This is a genomic window from Clostridium sp. CM74B_53 (assembly GCF_036318045.1).
Taxonomy (GTDB): Bacteria; Bacillota; Clostridia; order Lachnospirales; family Lachnospiraceae; genus Pilosibacter.
Map to the genome: position 1 here is coordinate 14,169 of NZ_JAWQDE010000020.1, position 19,213 is coordinate 33,381.

Sequence of the window (19,213 nt, forward strand, 5' to 3'; positions counted from 1 at the left end):
GCAGCAAGTGCGCAGACCTACTGAACAGTTTTACATAATTTTCAACTCTATTTCCAGTAATTCCGGTTCATAGATAACTTAACTACCAATGCCTTCGGCAGCTTTTTATACCGCTTTCCTGCAAGATATCCCATATACTTAAACCCGCTGTCCACCACCAGCTTCGGTACGAGGTATGCATGCCCCGTTTTTACCAGCCAGCGCGCGGTGTCCTTTACCATGCGGATCCCCTCGCCCTCAGACCGTATCCCGGAGAATACATCGGGATGATCCGCCTGAGAGACCGCAAGATCGAAATTTCTGTGGAACTGTTCCACCGCCGTGTAGTTGTGGGAGTGGATCACTCTCGCGTCTGCCGCATAGCAGACCGCATATCCGTTCTTCATGGCCTTCGCCGCGAAGATCATGTCCTCATTGAAGATCGTCTTCCGGATAAATCCCCCCAGCTCCATATAGATCTCCCGCTTATATGCCGCACAGACATTGGAACAAAAGTACGTCTTGATTCCAAGCGTGTCGAGATCCGAGAGCCTCTTTATCCGGCTTTTGTCCGGATAGTTGAACTCTCTCGTGTGGCGCTCGATGATATTGCAGTCCTTTGCGGGAAGCTGTCTCGCATATGCCACGGCGATATCCTTCTCTGAAAAAAGCGCGTCCGTCAGGGCTTTTAAGAGCCCCGTGTCCGCCGGAAGCGCGTCGTGAGTCATGCAGACACAGACATCCGCGTCGGAATGTTCGATCCCTGCATTTCTCGTGGCACCGTGGTCAAATTCTTCCTTCGTCACATGGTACACGGAGAGATTTTCCGGGAGTCTTCCCGGTTCCAGAGTCTCCGTCCACTTATCCCACAGGGACTTTTCTGTATTCATGACGATCAGCCGATCCACCGGTACGGTCTGGTGTCCCAACTGGTCAAATAATTCCAACAATCTGTTTCCCGGACCGTAGACCGGGATGATCACATCAACCTTCATTATGTTTTTGTGCTCTCTCTTTCTGTTTCATAAAGCCTGCCGAAAAGATTCCGAAAAATACCATCAGTGCGGCCATCAAAAGCATGTATACAAAGGAACCGCCCTGAATCCCGCCCATCCGGACAAACCAGCCGGAGGAAAGGACCGCCAGCACACTGACGAAAGCATATCCAAGAATGATGAATTTCTGTTTCTGCATAATTATGAGCGAATAATAAAACAGGTTCATGAACGCATTCAGTGCTCCTCCGAGGATGATGAGTACCAGTGCCGCACGGCAGGTGGAAAGCCCCTCCCGCAGGTTCGGGTACAGCAGGCTAATCACCGGAATGCCGAGCAGCCATGCGCCGCCCACTGCGAGGACTGTCAGCGCCGCAATGATCAGGGCAAGATTCCTGATGATCTTCCGGAATGCTTTTAAGTGTCCGGTCTCCCAGTCCACCGCAAGCTTTGTAAGGTACGGGCGGATCACGAAACCGGCAACCAGGTTGATCACGCTGGTCGGCATAAAGATCGCGCCGTAGACTGCGAGATCACGGTCTGCCATATGGGCCTCGATGGCGTATTTTGATGCGGAAAAGATATAGAAGTCCAGAACCACCGAGAAAAATAACAGAATATTATCCCGGAAGAGCTGGAATTTCTTTCCGCGCCCCGACTTCCATGTCACATTCGGGAGTTCCCGGATCACAAGGACATCGAACAGGAGAAAGCCTGCGATCTGTGCGCCCACCGCCCAGATACTGGCCGTCAGAAGTTCTCCCGTCAGTGCGAGGCTTCCGAGGAAACATGCCACGGAGAGGATCGTCCGGAATGCATTGGATTTTCCTGTCAGATACAGTCTTCCGCCGCGCTGGAATTCCGCCTCGTATGTATCCGCCAGAGCATCGATGACCTTGTAGACCACCATCAGGAAGACGATGGCCGCTTTCTCAAAGGTATAGCCGCTGACCATCACATAGCTAAAGCCCACAAGGATCGCGAGGCCGCAGGTGATGAGACGCAGCCCGAGATAGTCACCGAAGGTGTACTTCTCCCCGGTATCCGTGATCTGGAACGGACGGATACCGAAGTACGCCGCCATGAACATGTGCTGTCCGAAGGTGGTAAAGGCGAAGGTGAACACTCCGCCCGCGTCCTCGCCCGCAAGCTGGACCACCGCGATAGAGAGCACCATGGACGCAAAGGCGTAGAGGAAGCTTCCGATCATATTCCAGATAATGTTCTTCTGCTCCGACACCGCGGATCCGTCGCCGATGATGAGTCTGGCGAACCCGTGAGGCGTTTTCGGCCGGTTATTCATTTCCAAATTCCTTCTTCACGCAGGACAGGGCGGACTCGATAACCTTATCCATATCGTAATAGCGGTATTCCGCAAGTCTTCCGCCGAAGATCACATTCTTCTCTTTTCCAGCGAGTTCCGCGTATTTCTTATATAATTCCTGGTTTCTCTCATCGTTTACCGGATAGTATGGCTCCATGCCCTCGGTCCACTCCGCCGGATACTCTCTCGTGATGACCGTCTTCTCCTGTGTTCCGAACTCAAAATGCTTGTGTTCAATGATCCTCGTGTAGGGAGTTTCGCGGTCCGTGTAGTTGATGACCGCATTGCCCTGGTAGTTGTCGCAGTCTAAGACTTCCGTTTCAAACCGCAGGCTGCGGTACTGGAGTTTTCCGAAGCAGTAGTCAAAATAGCTGTCAATGGTTCCTGTATACACGACCTTGTCCGCAAGCGCATCATATTTCGCTTTATCCGCCAGATAGTCGGTTCCAAGGCGGATCTCACAGCCCTCAAAGAGCTTTTCTGTGATCTTATTGTAGCCGCCGATCGGGATCCCCTGATAGAGATCGTTAAAGTAGTTGTTGTCATAGGTGTAGCGCACCGGAAGACGTTTGATGATGAAAGCCGGGAGCTCCCTGCAGTCTCTGCCCCACTGTTTCTCCGTGTAACCCTTTACAAGCTTCTGGTAGATGTGGGTTCCCACAAGGCTGATGGCCTGCTCTTCCAGGTTCTTCGGCTCGCCCTTGATGACCTTTCTCTGCTCATTGATGATCTTTTTTGCCTCCTCCGGAGTGGAGATTCCCCACATGCGGCTGAAGGTGTTCATATTGAACGGCATGTTGTACATCTCGCCCTTGTAGTTCGCAACCGGGCTGTTTGTGTAGCGGTTGAATTCCACGAGGCTGTTCACAAAGTTCCAGACTTCCTTGTTACTGGTATGGAAGATATGGGCGCCGTAGCGGTGTACGTTGATGCCCTCGATATTTTCGCAGTAGATGTTTCCGCCTGCATGTCCTCTCTTCTCAAGAACGAGGCAGGTCTTTCCGGCTTTTTTTGCGTAGTACGCGAAAACTCCGGCGAAAAGTCCGCTGCCCACTAACAGGTAATCATATTGTTTCTTCATATAGACTGTTCTCCTCATTGTCCCGGCTTTTCTGCGCCGATGTATTTTGCAGCATGGGTGAGCTGGATTTTGTGTCCTGCTGCCTGAATTACTCTTCTTCCTTAACAAAGATTTTTTCTTTCGGAAGAATTTCGCGGACCTCCTCCACGAGCTGGACTGCCGCAAACAGGGCAGATCCGGCAAAAATAAAGATATCACCCAGGTTGAAGACCACTTTTTTCAGTTTCTTCCACTGGATGCTGAAATAGTCCACCACATATCCGCGTTTGAGCCGGTCATAAAGGTTGCTCGCTCCGCCGGCCAGCACCAGGGTCAGCGCCGTCTTCTCCAGCACGCGTCCCTTCTTTCCGATCACATACGCCCATGCACCGGCTACCGCCGACAGCATGCAGACCGGGACCATCTCCACAAGTTTCGGGTATTCCTTCATGAATCCGAAGGAAAAGCCCGGATTGTGGTTTTTGTAGAGGCGGATCAGGCCGCCTGATTCTTTCACGGTTTTCGGGAATTCTTCATCGGGTCTGGCTTCGATCTCTTTTTTCACAGCCAGATCTGTAAGCGCAAGCGTCGTTCCGAATGTCAAAAATCCAAACATTGCGATTCCCCTTTCTTTTCTATCTTACATGATTGCATACTTTCACAGATATCCTTATATTACAACATTTTAAAGGGTCCGTCCATATATTTCTTATTTCACGGTCAGACCGCGGCGCCATTTTCACACGTTTTCTTACCCATTTCATTTACGCCTCTCGTTCCTCTTCCCGTTTTCTGATCCTGTAATTTTTTTTGGGAACATGTGCCCTTGTCCCTCATATACATATATAGTATGAACCATTTTCTGCGGAGTATCAGCCATGTCATGTACAAATTCTGTCGCGTCGGAAGATTTTGCGGATTTTATCGCGCCTTATTTTACTACACCTGAAGAGTTTATTCGTTCACAGGGGACAGACTGCATTGATTTTGTGAATTCTACACTGGCGGTCGTCTATGTTCCGCTCTCCACGGTGACACCTTCTACTTATACTTCCTATACATATTCGGCAGTTCCGAAGCTATATAGTCTTCTGGATGTCACAAGTATGGATGCTGCCGGGATCACGCCAGCGGGGGAGCTTCCGGTGCTGAACAATCAGGGCGCGGGAGTTATTGTGGGATTTGTGGATACGGGGATCAATTATACAGATTCGCTGTTTCGGAATGTAGATGGAAGTACAAGAATTATTGGGATATGGGACCAGACAAATAATTCAGATAATTCTAACAATATAGAGAATGAAACTGTAAAACCATTTTCTGCCTTCTCAGCTCTCTACGGCACGCAATACACTGCCGATGAGATCAACCTGGCCCTGAACTCCGACAATCCCGCCTCCATCGTCCCCACCCGGGACGAAAACGGACATGGAACATTTCTCGCTTCCATTGCCGCCGGGAACCGGGATGAACGGGCGGGATTTTCCGGGGCGGCACCGCAGGCATCCATCGCCATGGTGAAATTAAAACCCGCCAAGCAGTATCTCCGTGACTTCTACCTGATCCAGGACGGGGCAGAGGCCTACCAGGAAAACGATATCATGATGGGCGTCTCCTATCTCTATTTTCTCGCCAGAAAATACTCCATGCCCCTCGTCGTCTGCATTCCTCTCGGCACCAATATAGGAAGCCACATGGGAATGAGCCGCCTCGGGCAGTATTTAAACCAGGTCAGCCTTTCTAACGGTTCCGCCGTCATCACCGCTGCCGGGAACGAGACCGGGGCAAGACATCACTTCCGGGCTGTCATGGACGCAAGCACGGATGAAGTCACCGCGGAGCTGCGGGTGGGGGAACGGGAAGCCGGTTTTTCCATGGAACTTTGGGCAGAGAACATGGGTGTCTACACGGTAGGCTTTATCTCACCGACCGGCGAAGTTGCGCGGGAGATTTCCGTTCCGCTCCGGGGCGAGAACACGGTGTCCTTTCTCCTGGAACAGACCCAGATCACAGTCTACACCCAGATCGCCGATGTGAGCGCCGGAAGCCAGTTTATCTTTATGCGCTTCGAAAACCCCATGTCCGGGATCTGGCGGATCCTGATACGGAACTCTCTGGACATCCGTGAGACCTTTCATCTCTGGCTGCCGGTCCGGGGCTTTATCACCGATGAGACCTATTTTCTCCGCCCGGATCCCGATACGATCATCACAGATCCCGGAAATGCCCGGTATCCCATCACTGTCACCGCCTACGACCACACCAAAAACAGCATCTACATCCACGCCAGCCGCGGCTACAGCCTGTCCGGCCGGATAAAGCCGGACCTCGCTGCCCCGGGTGTCAACATCTTAGGCGCGTCCGTCTCAGGAAGACGTCTCACAAGAATGTCCGGCACCTCCGTCTCCGCCGCCCACCTCGCCGGTGCCGCGGCGATCCTGTTGAACTGGGGCGTCCTCAATGCAAATTATCCGTATCTCAACACGCCGGTGCTAAAGTCCATCTTCGTCCGTGGGGCACAAAGAAATCCAGCGCTCACATACCCGAACCGTGAGTTCGGATATGGAACGCTGGATCTGTATGAAGCTTTTTTACATCTCAGAAACCTTTAATTTATAACATCCGATGCCGTGCAGACACTATCAGCAGGATTCATATTTATTCAGCTTTGTAACAGGCTTCCGTCGGCCCCGGCAGAGCAACCGCCTTCTTGTCCGCCGTAGAATACTCCCGCATCTCGATCCGTGGGCCGCCATGTTTTTCCAGATACGCGCGGGTGATCGTCACAGAACCGATCTCCGGGTCCTTCGGGATCTCGAACATGATATCGAGCATGAACTCCTCGATGATCGCCCGGAGCGCTCTCGCACCGGTGTCTTTCTTTAAAGCCTGTTCCGCGATCCATTCCAATGCGTCATCATCAAAGTTTAAGTTGACTTCATCCATCGCGAGAAGCTTCCGGTACTGCTTTAAGATCGCATTCTTCGGCTCCTTTAAGATCCGCACCAGGAAGTCCTTCGTGAGTCCCTGGAGTGTCACTGTCACCGGAAGTCTTCCGAGGAACTCCGGGATCATTCCGAACTCCCTGAGATCCTGGTTTGTGACCTTTGAGAGAATGTCCGGATCCTTATCGTACTTGTCTTTCGGGTCGGAGCCGAATCCGATGGACGTTGTGTTCGTCAGGCGCTCCTTGATGATCGTTTCAAGATCCGGGAACGCACCTCCGCAGATAAAGAGGATATTGTCCGTGTTGACCATTTCCATCGGAGTCATGGCATTCTTCTGCCCTGTTCCGACCGGGACTTCCACATCCGCTCCCTCAAGAAGCTTTAAGAGCTCCTGCTGAACAGACTCACCGCTGACATCGCGGGTATTCGTGGACTTCTTCTTCGCGATCTTATCGATCTCATCGATGAATACGATCCCCATCTCCGCCTTCTGGATATCGCCGCCCGCCGCCGCGAGAAGCTTTGTGAGAACGCTCTCGATATCGTCACCGATATAACCGGCCTCTGTTAAGGATGTGGCATCCGCGATGGCAAGCGGCACATCGAGAAGCTTTGCGAGAGTCTTTACAAGATAGGTCTTACCGCTTCCGGTGGGTCCGATCATCAGAATGTTGGACTTTTCGATCTCAACATCTGTTCCGTATTTCTCAGCATCCGGGGATGTCCTTGAGAATACACGCTTATAGTGGTTGTAGACCGCGACGGAGATCGCCTTTTTCGCCTGCTCCTGACCGATCACATACTCGTCGAGCTGCGCCTTGATCGCATGGGGTGCCGGGATCTCACTGAGCTTAAACAGTTCTTTTTTTACTTTTTTCTTCTTTTTCTTTCGCTTATGGCTCTGTCCCATGAGGGCGCCGAGGTCGATCTGACCTACCGGAATTCCGAAGATATTCCCAAGTGGAATTCCTTCTGCCTCTTCACCGTCTTCCTCGAAATCATCGCCATCCCCGGTCTCGTCAGCATCCACGACGGTCTGCTCATTGTCTTCATCAGATTCTGTATTTACACCGTCTGCTTCATCCAGATCATCCTCAGAATCCTGTTTTTCCGCCTTTCTGATCACACCAGTATCTCCCAGAACCGTTCCGTTCCCGCTTTCTGTGCTCATTTCAGCGGCTTCAGAAACCCCAACCGTTTTTTCCGCTCCGCTCACAGCGTCTTTCTTGCCCGAAGCAGCTCCGGCGTTCTCGGGCTTCTGCGCTCCATTTCCGCTTCCCATCGGATTCAGATACATATTTTTCAACATTTCCGGCGTGATCCCGGACATCTTTGTCCAGTCCATACCGCTTCCCATCATCATGTCAAACGATCTCTGCATGCAGTCCCTGCACACGTTCAGTCCGCCCGGCAGTGTGATCATCTTTCCCGCCTGGTTCTCCGTCCGTCTGCACATGCAGCAGACTTTTTCATATCCGTTATTTCTGTTGTCTTCCAATGTATTTCTCCTGATCTTTCTATCGTTGCAAATATCCCGTATTTTCGCAGCCACCACATACGCTCTTTTTTCTGCAAAATGCGCTCAAAATCCACGGAATCTTTTTTCTTTCTGAATTTTTCAGAATTACCGTAACTGTTCAGTGCCCTCACACCTACAGGAACCTCCCCCGGAGCTTCCTTTCGGATGCATGGCAAGTTACGAGCAAAAATCCATTTTAAATCGGCTTCGCCGATGGGATTTTTGCCTTCAAGCCTGTGTTTTATTACGGTCAGCGCAGCAAGTGCGCAGACCTACTGAATGATTACGAATTATCCACTATTATAATGCAAATCCGCAGGACTCGCAACAAAAAGCCTGCCGCAAAGTTCCAGACAGATGTGCTTTTTTGCTTAGCGCTATCTGAATCTTCCTCCCTGTATTTTTTTGAATTTTTTTGTAGTGAGGTTTTATGATGAAATTGTAGCAAAAAATTGGTGATAAGTTCAGGTTTTTGTGCAGCTTGTACACAGAGATGTTTATGGATGCAAATTTTCCGTTCGTCTCCCTGCACAGATTTTTGCATAATTGAACAATTACCAAAAAATAAGAGGGGGTATCTTATGATTACTTTACAGCTCGACATGTATCAGGCCTGCGCTCTCGGCGCACTCGTCTATTGTCTCGGACGACTCATGGTCAACAAACTTTCATTCTTAAGCAAGTACTGCATCCCGGCACCGGTTGCCGGCGGTATCGTATTTGCGCTGGCTCACCTGGCATTATATGCAGCCGGGATCCTGGAACTTTCCTTTGACACGACATTACAGAGTGTCTTCATGACGATCTTCTTCTGCAGCGTCGGATTCACAGCCTGCTTCCGTCTCTTAAAGAAAGGCGGCATCCAGGTATTCATGTTCCTCGGTCTCGCGGTCGCGATCTGTGTCATCCAGGACGCAGTCGGCAGCGGACTCGCAGCAGCCTTTGGTTTAAACCCGCTGCTCGGTTTATGTATGGGTTCCATGCCGTTAGTAGGAGGACACGGAACATCCGGTTCCTTCGGACCGCTTCTTGAGACGGATTATGCCGTTGTCGGCGCTACCACTGTTGCTCTCGCGGCAGCTACATACGGACTTGTATCCGGAAGCATGATGGGCGGCCCGATCGCCCGCGCCCGTGTTGAAAAACTCCACTTGAAATCCACAGCAGCTGAGGAAGGCAACGAGACAGCTGAGGTTATGCCGGCCGTTGATGGTCAGAAATTCACAACATCCGCAATGTTTTTAGCGGTTGCCATCGGTCTCGGTACTCTTATTTTCACCTTCTTCAAAGATGTATGCCACCTGACATTCCCGACTTACATCGGCGCTATGCTCGCAGCAGCAGCGATCCGCAATATCTGGGATGTCCAGAACAAAGAACTTCCGATGGTTGAGATCGATGCCCTCGGCGGACTCTCCTTAAATCTGTTCCTTTCCATGGCAATGATGAGCTTAAAGCTCTGGCAGTTAGCAGCGCTCGCTCTTCCGATGATCGTCATTCTTCTTGTCCAGACCGTTGTCATGTTCCTGTACGCAAACTTCGTTGTATTCAACGTGATGGGACGTGACTACGAGGCAGCTGCTATGACCACCGCTTTCTGCGGCTTCGGCATGGGCGCTACCCCGAACGCTATGGCAAACATGAGAGCACTCGTTGAGCGCTACGGTGCAGCTCCGAGAGCATTCTTCATCGTACCGCTTGTCGGAAGTCTGTTTGTAGACTTCTTCAACTCCATGGTACTGACGACATTCATGAATTTCCTGTAAATTCCATCTTCAGGAATTTCTGATAGATTCCTGCCGCGGCTCCTGTGTTTTCACCGCGCAGGGAAAAACCTCTATACCAAACCTTCCCCGCTGCCGGTTCCCAGACCGGATAGCAAAAAGCAGGAGCGCCTGTTCGGATGGATCCGGATGGCGCTCCTGCTTTTTATCTTTTCTTTCTGCCTCCCGCCTTAATCTGCGGGCTGCAGATCCTGTTCTGTTTCTGTTTTATTTGCCGATCTTTGACTGGCTCTGTGCCGGTTTCTGATCCTGGCTCTGGCTCTGATCCTGGCTCTGGCTCTGATCCTGGCTGTTTCCATTGTCAGCTTCTGCCGGACGGTTCTTTAAGGTTACCTGGACTTCTCTCTCCTGGTAGCTGCCGTTGACAAGAGACTGTACGGTAAGAGTTACAGTATCACCGGATTTATAGTAAGTTAAAAGCTTTGCAAGGTCTGCATAGTTGGAGATCTTCTCACCGTCTAACTTTGTGATGATGTCTTTCTCATGAAGGTCAGATCCTGCTGCTACGGAGTCTTCCATGATCTTGTAAACATAGACGCCCTGCGGCATTCCGTACATCTTTGCCATGGACTCGTCGATGTTCCGTAACTGGATCCCGAGATAGCCCTGTTCTGATTCGGAAACGGCGATCTTTGTGGTTCTTGTCATCAGATCATCGATGATCGCTTTTGCTTTGGAGATCGGGATCGCATAGCCGACGCCCTCAACACTTGTATCTGCATACTTTGCTTCATTGATACCGATGACCTCACCTTTGGAGTTTAAAAGAGCTCCGCCGCTGTTGCCCGGGTTGATGGCTGCATCTGTCTGAATCACGGTCTTTGTGGTATCGTCAACGTTGATCTCTCTGTTTAATGCACTGACATGTCCGACTGTGACGCTCTGGCCAAGTCCAAGTGCATTGCCGATCGCGATCACGCCCTGGCCCATCTTTAAGGAGTCGGAATCACCGAGTGTTGCCGCTTTGATCTTGCTCTTTGTGTCAGCGGAGATGCTGTCGAGCGGAACAGCGATCACTGCGAGGTCTGCCTCAGAATCGGTTCCCTTGATCGCTGCATCTGCGGTACTCTCATCTGCGAATGTGACCGTAAGACCTTCGGTGTCGCTGACAACGTGGTTGTTTGTGACGATCAGAAGCTCTGAGTCATTCTGTCCGACGATGATGCCGGAACCGCTGCTCGGAACTTCGTAAGTCTGGGACGGTCCGAACCAGCTGTTGCTCTGGTAGAGCTGGGTATTCGTGATCGATACAACGGACGGAAGTGTCGCATCCACGATCGCGGATACATCCTCAATAACAACACCGTTGCTGGATGATGTGGAGGTGTTCGCCGCCGGGACCTGGGAAGTCTGACCGATCGTCTCGCTGGAAGCGCTCGCCTGGGAACTCTGGTACGGGAACAGGGTGTTCGCCGCACGGTTGACTCCGTACATCGTACCTCCGGAGACAACACCGAAGAGAAGTGCCGCCGCTGTGACGAGAGCCGCTGTCTTCATATGCTGGTTCTTCTTCGGAGCATGGTGGCTGTTTCCGTTCTGATTCGGATTCTGTCCATGTCCCTGGTAGTAATCATACTGCTGATACGGGTTTGTGTACTGGTTCTGGTTTCCGTAATACTGCTGATGCTGCTGTCCGCCGTAGTAGGAACCGTTCTGGTTCTGATTCTGGGCATTTCCGTTATATGGCTGACCGCTCTGAGCACCGCCGAGTCTTCCGTAGATCTGTCTTCCGGTGTGTTCGCTCTGTCCCTGGGACTGCTGTGCATCCTGCGGGCGGTTCTGCGGCTGCTGTGCGTTCTGAGCGTTCTGCGCATTTACCGGCTCCCCGCCGTCCTTCTTTTCATTTTCATTGTTCATTTCGTTCCATTTATTTTCATCATACATAACAGGTATCTCCTTTCTGTAACGAGTGATATTTCTGATCATTTCTTCTGCATCCGGATCAGCCTTTCTTCGGAAAACCTGTCTGCCAGATGCTTTCAGATCTTGTCTTTCGTATTTAAGGGATCTCTTTTTTCCTTCCCCTCAACTACATGACATAGTGTACCAGTGAATTGTGATGAAAGTGTGATGAATCATGGATAGTTCTGTGAAATGGAATCACATTTCTGTACACAGTGTCTTTTCGTTTAACCGGACGTTCTATAGGAATTTCCTATGAAACAGGAAATCCCGGGCTATATAAGGAGATCAGCCATTCCTCATACAGCCCGGGATTTCATATGAATGTTTTTTTTAACAATACAGGATCTATTTTGCAAGGATCGCAGTCAGTCCGAAGTAGATCAGGACGATCACGCCAAGGACGATACGGTAATATCCGAAGAACTTGAAGTCATGTTTCTTGACATATCCAAGTAAAAACTGGATCGAATACATGGAAACGATGAACGCGATCACCATCGCTGCCACCATGAATAAGAGTTCCATCGCGGAGAATGCGAGTCCGTAGTGAACGATCTTTAAGAGGCTGGCGCCGAACATGACCGGAATTCCAAGGAAGAAGGTGAACTCGGATGCTACTGTTCTGGAGCAGCCGAGCATCATCGCGCCGAGGATCGTCGCGCCGGATCTCGATGTACCCGGGACCAGGGCGAGAAGCTGGAATAAACCGATATAGAAGGCGGTCTGGTAGCTGATCTGGGAGACCTTCTTTACCCGCGCCTCCGCATACTGATTGTGGTTCTCAAATGCGATGAAGATCACACCGTAGATGATCAGCATTGCCGCTACAACATACGGATTGTAGAGGTACTTATCCAGAACATCATCAAACAGGATTCCGATGACAGCCGCCGGGAGACACGCGATCACGATCTTGAACCATAAGTGCCAGGTTGCACGTTTCTGTGCCGGTTTCTTTCCCGGATCAAACGGGTTCAGCCGTCTGAAATACAGGACCAGGACGGCCAGGATCGCACCTAACTGGATCACAACGCGGAACACGTTCATAAAGTCCTCAGAGACGTTGAGGTGGACGATATTTTCCACCAGGATCAGGTGTCCGGTACTGCTGATCGGAAGCCATTCGGTGAAACCTTCTACGACACCGAATACGATGATCTTCAGAAATTCAATAAAATTACTCATATTCACTCCTATGCTTTATATTTTGAATATAGCGTGTGGTCTTCTTGTTTTCATTGTCATGAAAACAAGAAGCTTCGGGCATCCGCCCTATGTCAACAGGTTCAAAAAAATGCTTCTGCAAGCAAGCTTGCGGCGCATTTTTCCGAACCCGCTGACGCACGCCAGATTGCTAGTTGGCGTTTTCGATCTGCCAGTCGATCGGCTCCAGGCCGTGTTCTTTTAAGAACTTATTTGTCTTGCTGAACGGACGGCTGCCGAAAAATCCGCGGTAGGCGGACAGCGGGCTCGGGTGCGGTGACTCGAGGATCAGGTGCTTCGGGTTCGTCAGCATCGGTTTTTTCATCTGCGCCGGGCGTCCCCAGAGGATGAACACCATCGGGCGGTCCTGTTCATTTAAGATGCGAATCGCGGCGTCCGTGAATTCCTCCCAGCCGATATTCTTGTGGGAGTTTGCCGCATGGGCGCGGACTGTGAGGACCGTGTTCAGGAGCATGACGCCCTGGTCGGCCCACTTCTTTAAATACCCGTTATTCGGGATATAACAGCCGCAGTCCTCATGAAGCTCTTTATAAATGTTTACGAGAGACGGCGGGATCTCCACCGACGGCTTCACGGAGAAGCTCAGCCCGTGGGCCTGCCCCGGCTCATGGTACGGGTCCTGTCCCAGGATCACGACTTTTACTTTGGCGAGAGGCGTGAACGCGAACGCGTTGAAGATGTCATCCGGCGCCGGGTAGACCTCCTTTGTCTCGTACTCGTTCTTTACGGTCTCATACAATTTTCTGTAATACGGCTTTTTGAATTCCCCGCTCATCGGGGCTAACCAGTCATTTGCGATCGCAGCCATATTTCCTCCTTGTAGTATTGATACATCAGTCGAAAAACTCTTCCGCAAATTTCACGGATGATTCCGCCACCGGACATGATTTTCCGGCCAGTTCTTCCGGAATCTGCGAAAAGATCTTATGGACACGGAACAGATACGCCTTATTGTTTAACATCGCCGTCTTCTCAAACGGCCAGCGGATCAGGGACGGATCTTTATAATTCTCCCCGAGCTCCAGAAGCACCGTATTCCTGTTTAAGGTGCAGGAAAGCCACAGCGTGTACGATTTCCAGATTTCTTCCGTAAAGGATACGCTGTGCGGGACCGCGATATGTCCGGCATCAAACGGGAGTCTTTTTGCGTCCTCGTCTGCCAGGGACGTGATCATATAGTAGTCTTTTCCATCCAGAAACTTCTTTAATTGTTCAGCCGCATGGAGGATTTCCTCTTCCTCCGCGCCTTCTTTCTTCTTCCATTCAGAGCCGATCCCGACAAGGATCTTCTCCGCGGATCCCAGTTTTTCCCTCAGGATCTTCTCTGCTTCTGTCTTTTCCAAATGTTTCCTCCAATATCTGGCAGAAACTGCGCTCCGCCGGACCGGCACTTCTTTTTCGCGCTGTATTTCTATTTTCTGCCATTTTTTGTCGACCGTTACCATCATAACATAAATAGGTTCTTGATTCAACTGATCCATTTTTCTCTTTATTTTTAATTTTCTTAAATTTTTCTGTCCATACCGGAGCCCGATCCGTAAATTTCTCCGCACAAAGCCGCATGTCCGAAATTCCGTCTGCATTTTTCAAAGAGATTCCCGATCCGCTTTCACTTCCTGCCCATAACAAAATGTATATTTTTCTTCTGTCTTTCCCATACTTTTCATATATACGGATCAGCCTGATCCATGACGGATTTTTTATCATCCGTCACACGGAAGCTGACCTGTAAAACCTTCTTAATAGAAAGGATGATCACAATGGAAGAACACACAGTCGATCTGCTCCGGGAATGCGATTCCGGATGCGCGATGGCGGCGGAGAGTCTGGAACAGATCCGGGATTTTGTTTCCGATCAGGGATTATGGAATGAGATCACTGCGAGCTATGAAAAGCACCAGGATCTCGATCTGAGGATCAAAAAGACATTGCGTGCCATGGAAGAACAGGGAAAAGAGCCGGGCAAAATGGCATCCGCCTGGTCCTGGATGTCCACAGAAATGAGGATGATGGCAAAAGGCGGAGACAAAGAAGCCGCCAGTATTGTCACTGACGGTTGTAATATGGGGATCAAGACCATATGCGGTTATAAAAATCAGTATTCCGGTGCCTCAAAGGCCGCCATGGAACTCGCGGACGAGCTCACCGGGATGGAAGAAAATCTCAGAAATCATATGAAGAAATTTCTTTGACTCACTTAACCTGTGACATAAGGCCGCCGCAATCATGATAAGGCCGGTTCCTACCAAAAATTTGCTTTTCATGATAGCCTTTTTTTATGTTTTCTTTTCTGTAAAAAGGGAGATCGCATAGTATCTCAAATATGCGATCTCCCTCTCTGCATTTTATTTATTTCTCGCGTTTCTTCAATGACCGACCCGCAAAAATCAGTGCGCCGCCAGCCATCATCAACAACCATACCGGCCACCAGGTTTGTCCTGTCTGCGGAAGCTTTGTTTCATCTGTTTCTACCGTCTCAGAGGTAGACTCGTTATTTTCCCCCGTAGTACCCGGAAGATTGGTCTCATCCGTGCCTCCTGCTGTCTGATCTGTCTCCGTTGTATTCGTCGATGTAGTGGTATTTGTAGTTACCGTCTGATTCTTTCTCGTTGTTGTTGAAGAACCAGAGTCATCAGAATCATCGGAGGAATCCGATCGGTTCGCGTTGCTCGGTGACTGTTTGTCCGCGTTGCTCGGTGATTTAACCGGAGTTGTCGGATTCGATGGATCCGGTTTCGGATCAACCGGCTGATCTGTGGATCCAGAGCCGCCTTTTTCATACAGCAGCGCGAACGGCGAAAATGATTCCGTGGAGAATTTCACGAAATCCACTCCATCAATCGTGACCTTTTCACAGTCCAGTTCTTCCGGGATATCGGTTGTCAACAAATCGTTGATATCCTCATTGCTCTCACGTTCAAGTCCTTTAAAATGAATGATATGGAACTCTGAGTCTGCTTTTGCGTCACTCGGAACCGGCCAGTACAGATTCATTTTCTGACCACTTCCCATCGTGACATAGGCATTCCCATTATGTGTATCCACCAGATCCAGATACCGGAACTGATACGTATACTTACCGTTCGCTTTTTCATTCTGATTGATATAGGCTGCCAGCAGGGAATCATCCAGAGTATGATCTACCAGCAAACATACACCCGTTGAATCCGCGCTGACACCAGAATCGTTGATGAAATACTGCGTGTCGTCCTGAGCTGTACCAGCAAGAAGATAACCTTTGTTCTGCGGATCGACGGAAGGCTCCGTATTTGAAATTTCGCGATAACTTTCATCGGTATTTCCGCGTACTTTCAAGGTTCCTGTTCCGAGCTTAAGCGGACGTGTCAGTGTTCTTCCATCTGTAGTTGTAATTGTCACCTGGTATATCTGTTCATCAAGCTGACCTGGGTAAAAGCTGATCTTATAGTTCCGAAACTGATCTTTTAACAGTGCTTTAAATTTTGAATCCACCATGACGGAACCATCCGCGCCTGTAAACTGTACACGGGCAGGCACTATCTCATCTGTACCGTTAATTTTACTGGGAAGTAGTTTGTAGATATAAACTCTACGGCCATTCTCCATAACATGGCTCATCGTTTCATCTCCATACAGTTTAAGTTCCCAGCTCCTGGTAGTTCCTTTTTTATCATCGTATGTCAGACTTAACTTACTGCTCAAATCTACTGGATTATCAACGGTGCCTCCTAGCATCGCGTTTACATCATCCGGCAGAGTCAGATAAAATCCAATCTCCGGCAGATCATTTTCAGCAAATTTGCCATCCTCACCGATTACTCCATAATAGCCATTACCGCCAACATAGCTCGTGATATCCATCGGAGAGATTGTGACTGAATATACTCCATCCGATTTCCACTGAGCATATACGGTCATGCTCTTTGTGACATCCGTTGCTGCTGTAAATGGATCGCCTGTGCCATCGGCTTTCGTGTTCCATCCCTCAAATGTATAGCCCTCACGAGTCGGCTCAGTTGTTGGCAGATCGAAATGATTGACAATTCCAGCCTGCTTTTCCTGCGCTGCAATGCGCGGATTAGCGTCAGTGTCACCACCATTCTTATCAAAGACTACGGAGATGCCTGTTGCTACCTGCCACATATAATAAGCATCGGTTCCATCAGCGTCAGCTACACGTTTTAAGAACAAGTTTTTTTGCAGCGCATCTTCGTTTCCGAGCAGAAATGTTCCCTGCGTCGGTGCATCACCATTTTTCTTGGAAAGAATATAATTATCACCTAATGTTGGTGCATACAGTGTCTGCCAGTCATCTGATTTTACGGTATAAACAGTGGTAACTCCAGAGGAATTTCCAACAATTTGCAGCGGGATAGTTCCTCCGTTTTCCGTGCCATCATAATTAGTGATAACAGCAGGGCAGCGGATTTCTGCGTTATTCGCGGTATAGTCACTCTGAAAATAGGCAGGAGCCATCAACGCTATCATACCATTGTTAGTAACATCACCTTTCAAGTTGCTGGTGCCGTGATCGATCAGACATCCTTTTTCACCAACACAAGTTGTTCCTTTGACAAAAATATCATTATAATTACTGGCATTATCGTATTTCTGTTCCCAGGTACCATCGATAATGGTATCGCCCCAGACCCAAACCTGATTCTCATCCGTGGTCAAAGAACTGCCATCTTCCACTTTCAAACCAGCGTTATAAGAGAAATTGTGGACAGTCACGTTGGTTCTCTCCGTCAAATTGACCTCTGACATTTTCTTGATAAATGGGATTGTTGCCTCGCAGGCGTACACATTCGCAACAGGAAATTCTTTTGAATAAGAAGAACCTTGCGTTCCGCGCAGACCAGTTCGGATTTTGGGATTGCCTGTAACATTGATTGCCGATCCAGTCGGTGCCTGATCCTGATCTGTATTCATGACAAGACCAACATCACCACCGTCTATATTAATAATTACAGGACCTTGCGCAGTACTTGCGGCTCCAGTTTCCCATAAGCCGATAATATAGCCCTCGTCATATTTTGTACCATAATAGCTGTTTTTTAGTTCGACATTATTTGCGTTGATTACAACAGAACCCTGGATTGCTGAATCACTCGCACCGAAAATATTTTGCACATGAGAACCATGAGCATTAATAGTAATACTTCCACCGACGTTTCCGCGAATCGCTCCATAGATTTCAGGGACATCATACGATGTTGGATCAGTACCTCTATCCCATCCCCATACATTCTCGTAAGTATCAATCGTGATATTTCCGTCAACCTCATAATTACCGACCGCTCCCGGCTCAGTCGCAAATCGGTTTCCAGCTCCCACGATTGGCCAGTTATAATTCAGTCTCAGAGTGTGGTCCGTATTTTCATATTTCTCTGCGCCAGCAATAATATGCAGATTGCCACGGATGATGGACTTATCAACATATTCCTGTGTACCACAGATTTCGCTCGCTCTGCCAGAACGAATATCCAGTAAAACATCGCCTTTCATCTCGCACCCATAAGTACCTTCGATTGTTGGAGATGTTGTTCCATTCGGATTGTCATAAATTAAGGTGGCGTTTCCTCCTACGTACACATCTGGACTATCTTGACCATCACCGCTGGTGCCATCGCCTGTTACACAACCTGGATTAAGATGATTGCCACTATACATTTGGATATTACCAGTAATCTCCAGATATGTATCGCCTTCAACGGACCCCTTATAAGAACCACCAATGGCATTATGAAGTCCACTCGATGTACTTGGATTGATATCTCCACTTGCTGCAACAACAACATGGGTGCTGGATACCGTGGCCATATAACCGCCGCCATACAGTGTTCCTGATAAATGGATCTCACCATCTTCAGTGAAAATTGTATTGTAACCGTTACAGTACAATTTATACCCTGTTACGTCTACATTATCAAATGTACAATCTCCCTTCAGGATACCTCTGCTCAAAAAATTGAGCTTATATTTCGTCTCTCCTTCACTGCACACTGTGACTTGCTTTCCATCCACGCCGAACTCTGTAACGTTTGAACTTTCTTCCGTTTGAGGCACTGTGACATTCTTTATCAGCTCAATTGTCGCTTCTGCATCACTGTTACTGGCAATTTTAAGTAATGCCTGCGTTAGTTCCTCCGTTGTAGCAACCTGATAAACATTTTCACTGCTCTCTGCATTATACACTGCCCGTTGTGTTTTTGCCGCCTGTGTTTCGGTCGGTTTTACATTACTGCCGGTATCCACAATCTGGTCAGCGTTGCTCGAAGTTGATATTTCCTGGGTTTCCTGGTTTTCCTGGCTTTCCTTGTTTTTCTGCTGTCCACCACTCTCCGCGGCAGCAGCGTTCCCATACATTAAAGTTAATACCATGCTGACAGACATCAAACATGCCAACAATCTCTTTCTCATAATTCACACTCTTCTTTCTTCTGTCTGTGTAAGGATGCAGACCTGTATCCTTACTTTCCTCCATGCTGCTTAT

At 49.3% G+C, this 19,213-nt stretch carries 13 protein-coding genes; 3 read left to right on the forward strand and 10 right to left on the reverse strand.

Going from position 1 to position 19,213, the window contains the following annotated elements; all coding sequences use genetic code 11:
• Positions 1-47: 47 nt before the first annotated feature.
• The 4 genes from V2546_RS13900 to V2546_RS13915 all read right to left on the reverse strand — a co-directional run bounded on the left by V2546_RS13900 (position 48) and on the right by V2546_RS13915 (position 3,974).
• Positions 48-974 carry a glycosyltransferase gene (locus tag V2546_RS13900; RefSeq protein WP_329752636.1) on the reverse strand — a complete coding sequence of 309 codons (927 nt, stop codon included), beginning with the start codon at positions 972-974 and terminating at the stop codon, positions 48-50.
• Entirely contained in the window at positions 964-2,277 is a 1,314-nt protein-coding gene (locus V2546_RS13905) for a lipopolysaccharide biosynthesis protein (RefSeq protein WP_329752637.1), read from the reverse strand. The genes V2546_RS13900 and V2546_RS13905 overlap by 11 nt, the downstream gene beginning before the upstream one ends.
• Complete coding sequence (gene glf / locus V2546_RS13910) at positions 2,270-3,379, reverse strand: UDP-galactopyranose mutase (RefSeq protein WP_329752638.1); 1,110 nt, start codon at positions 3,377-3,379, stop codon at positions 2,270-2,272. The genes V2546_RS13905 and glf overlap by 8 nt, the downstream gene beginning before the upstream one ends.
• Positions 3,380-3,467: 88 nt before the next feature.
• Entirely contained in the window at positions 3,468-3,974 is a 507-nt protein-coding gene (locus V2546_RS13915) for a signal peptidase II (RefSeq protein WP_118533309.1), read from the reverse strand.
• A gap of 262 nt (positions 3,975-4,236) precedes the next feature.
• Between V2546_RS13915 and V2546_RS13920 the strand changes: the two genes are divergently transcribed.
• Positions 4,237-5,970 (forward strand): S8 family peptidase, encoded by a 1,734-nt coding sequence (locus tag V2546_RS13920; RefSeq protein WP_215702213.1) that lies wholly within the window; start codon positions 4,237-4,239, stop codon positions 5,968-5,970.
• A 46-nt stretch (positions 5,971-6,016) separates the two neighbouring features.
• Here V2546_RS13920 and clpX read toward each other — a convergent pair whose 3' ends face one another.
• Positions 6,017-7,804 (reverse strand): ATP-dependent Clp protease ATP-binding subunit ClpX, encoded by a 1,788-nt coding sequence (gene clpX / locus V2546_RS13925; RefSeq protein WP_329752639.1) that lies wholly within the window; start codon positions 7,802-7,804, stop codon positions 6,017-6,019.
• Positions 7,805-8,406: 602 nt separating this feature from the next.
• Here clpX and gltS point away from each other — a divergent pair.
• Entirely contained in the window at positions 8,407-9,591 is a 1,185-nt protein-coding gene (gene gltS / locus V2546_RS13930) for a sodium/glutamate symporter (RefSeq protein ID WP_118533313.1), read from the forward strand.
• Positions 9,592-9,816: 225 nt separating this feature from the next.
• Here gltS and V2546_RS13935 read toward each other — a convergent pair whose 3' ends face one another.
• From V2546_RS13935 to V2546_RS13950, 4 genes are all read right to left on the reverse strand, one after another.
• Positions 9,817-11,493 (reverse strand): trypsin-like peptidase domain-containing protein, encoded by a 1,677-nt coding sequence (locus V2546_RS13935; RefSeq protein WP_329752640.1) that lies wholly within the window; start codon positions 11,491-11,493, stop codon positions 9,817-9,819.
• Between the two features lie 366 nt (positions 11,494-11,859).
• Entirely contained in the window at positions 11,860-12,699 is an 840-nt protein-coding gene (locus V2546_RS13940; protein WP_329752641.1) for an undecaprenyl-diphosphate phosphatase, read from the reverse strand.
• Between the two features lie 169 nt (positions 12,700-12,868).
• A complete protein-coding gene (locus tag V2546_RS13945) occupies positions 12,869-13,546 on the reverse strand; it encodes a uracil-DNA glycosylase (protein WP_142412734.1) in 678 nt (225 codons plus the stop codon).
• A gap of 25 nt (positions 13,547-13,571) precedes the next feature.
• A complete protein-coding gene (locus V2546_RS13950) occupies positions 13,572-14,081 on the reverse strand; it encodes a hypothetical protein (protein ID WP_329752642.1) in 510 nt (169 codons plus the stop codon).
• A 417-nt stretch (positions 14,082-14,498) separates the two neighbouring features.
• Between V2546_RS13950 and V2546_RS13955 the strand changes: the two genes are divergently transcribed.
• Entirely contained in the window at positions 14,499-14,930 is a 432-nt protein-coding gene (locus V2546_RS13955; RefSeq protein ID WP_118533321.1) for a hypothetical protein, read from the forward strand.
• 157 nt (positions 14,931-15,087) lie between these two features.
• Here V2546_RS13955 and V2546_RS13960 read toward each other — a convergent pair whose 3' ends face one another.
• Positions 15,088-19,140, reverse strand: coding sequence for an InlB B-repeat-containing protein (locus V2546_RS13960; protein WP_329752643.1), 4,053 nt, complete (start codon positions 19,138-19,140; stop codon positions 15,088-15,090).
• Between the last annotated feature and the right edge of the window lie 73 nt (positions 19,141-19,213).

Excerpts from the sequence above, each read along its gene's own strand:
- gltS (WP_118533313.1), top strand. The coding sequence starts at position 8,407 with ATGATTACTTTACAGCTCGACATGTATCAGGCCTGCGCTCTCGGCGCA.
- V2546_RS13935 (WP_329752640.1), bottom strand. The coding sequence starts at position 11,493 with ATGTATGATGAAAATAAATGGAACGAAATGAACAATGAAAATGAAAAG.
- V2546_RS13900 (WP_329752636.1), bottom strand. The coding sequence starts at position 974 with ATGAAGGTTGATGTGATCATCCCGGTCTACGGTCCGGGAAACAGATTG.
- V2546_RS13945 (WP_142412734.1), bottom strand. The coding sequence starts at position 13,546 with ATGGCTGCGATCGCAAATGACTGGTTAGCCCCGATGAGCGGGGAATTC.
- V2546_RS13940 (WP_329752641.1), bottom strand. The coding sequence starts at position 12,699 with ATGAGTAATTTTATTGAATTTCTGAAGATCATCGTATTCGGTGTCGTA.
- V2546_RS13955 (WP_118533321.1), top strand. The coding sequence starts at position 14,499 with ATGGAAGAACACACAGTCGATCTGCTCCGGGAATGCGATTCCGGATGC.
- V2546_RS13960 (WP_329752643.1), bottom strand. The coding sequence starts at position 19,140 with ATGAGAAAGAGATTGTTGGCATGTTTGATGTCTGTCAGCATGGTATTA.
- V2546_RS13905 (WP_329752637.1), bottom strand. The coding sequence starts at position 2,277 with ATGAATAACCGGCCGAAAACGCCTCACGGGTTCGCCAGACTCATCATC.
- glf (WP_329752638.1), bottom strand. The coding sequence starts at position 3,379 with ATGAAGAAACAATATGATTACCTGTTAGTGGGCAGCGGACTTTTCGCC.
- V2546_RS13915 (WP_118533309.1), bottom strand. The coding sequence starts at position 3,974 with ATGTTTGGATTTTTGACATTCGGAACGACGCTTGCGCTTACAGATCTG.
- V2546_RS13920 (WP_215702213.1), top strand. The coding sequence starts at position 4,237 with ATGTCATGTACAAATTCTGTCGCGTCGGAAGATTTTGCGGATTTTATC.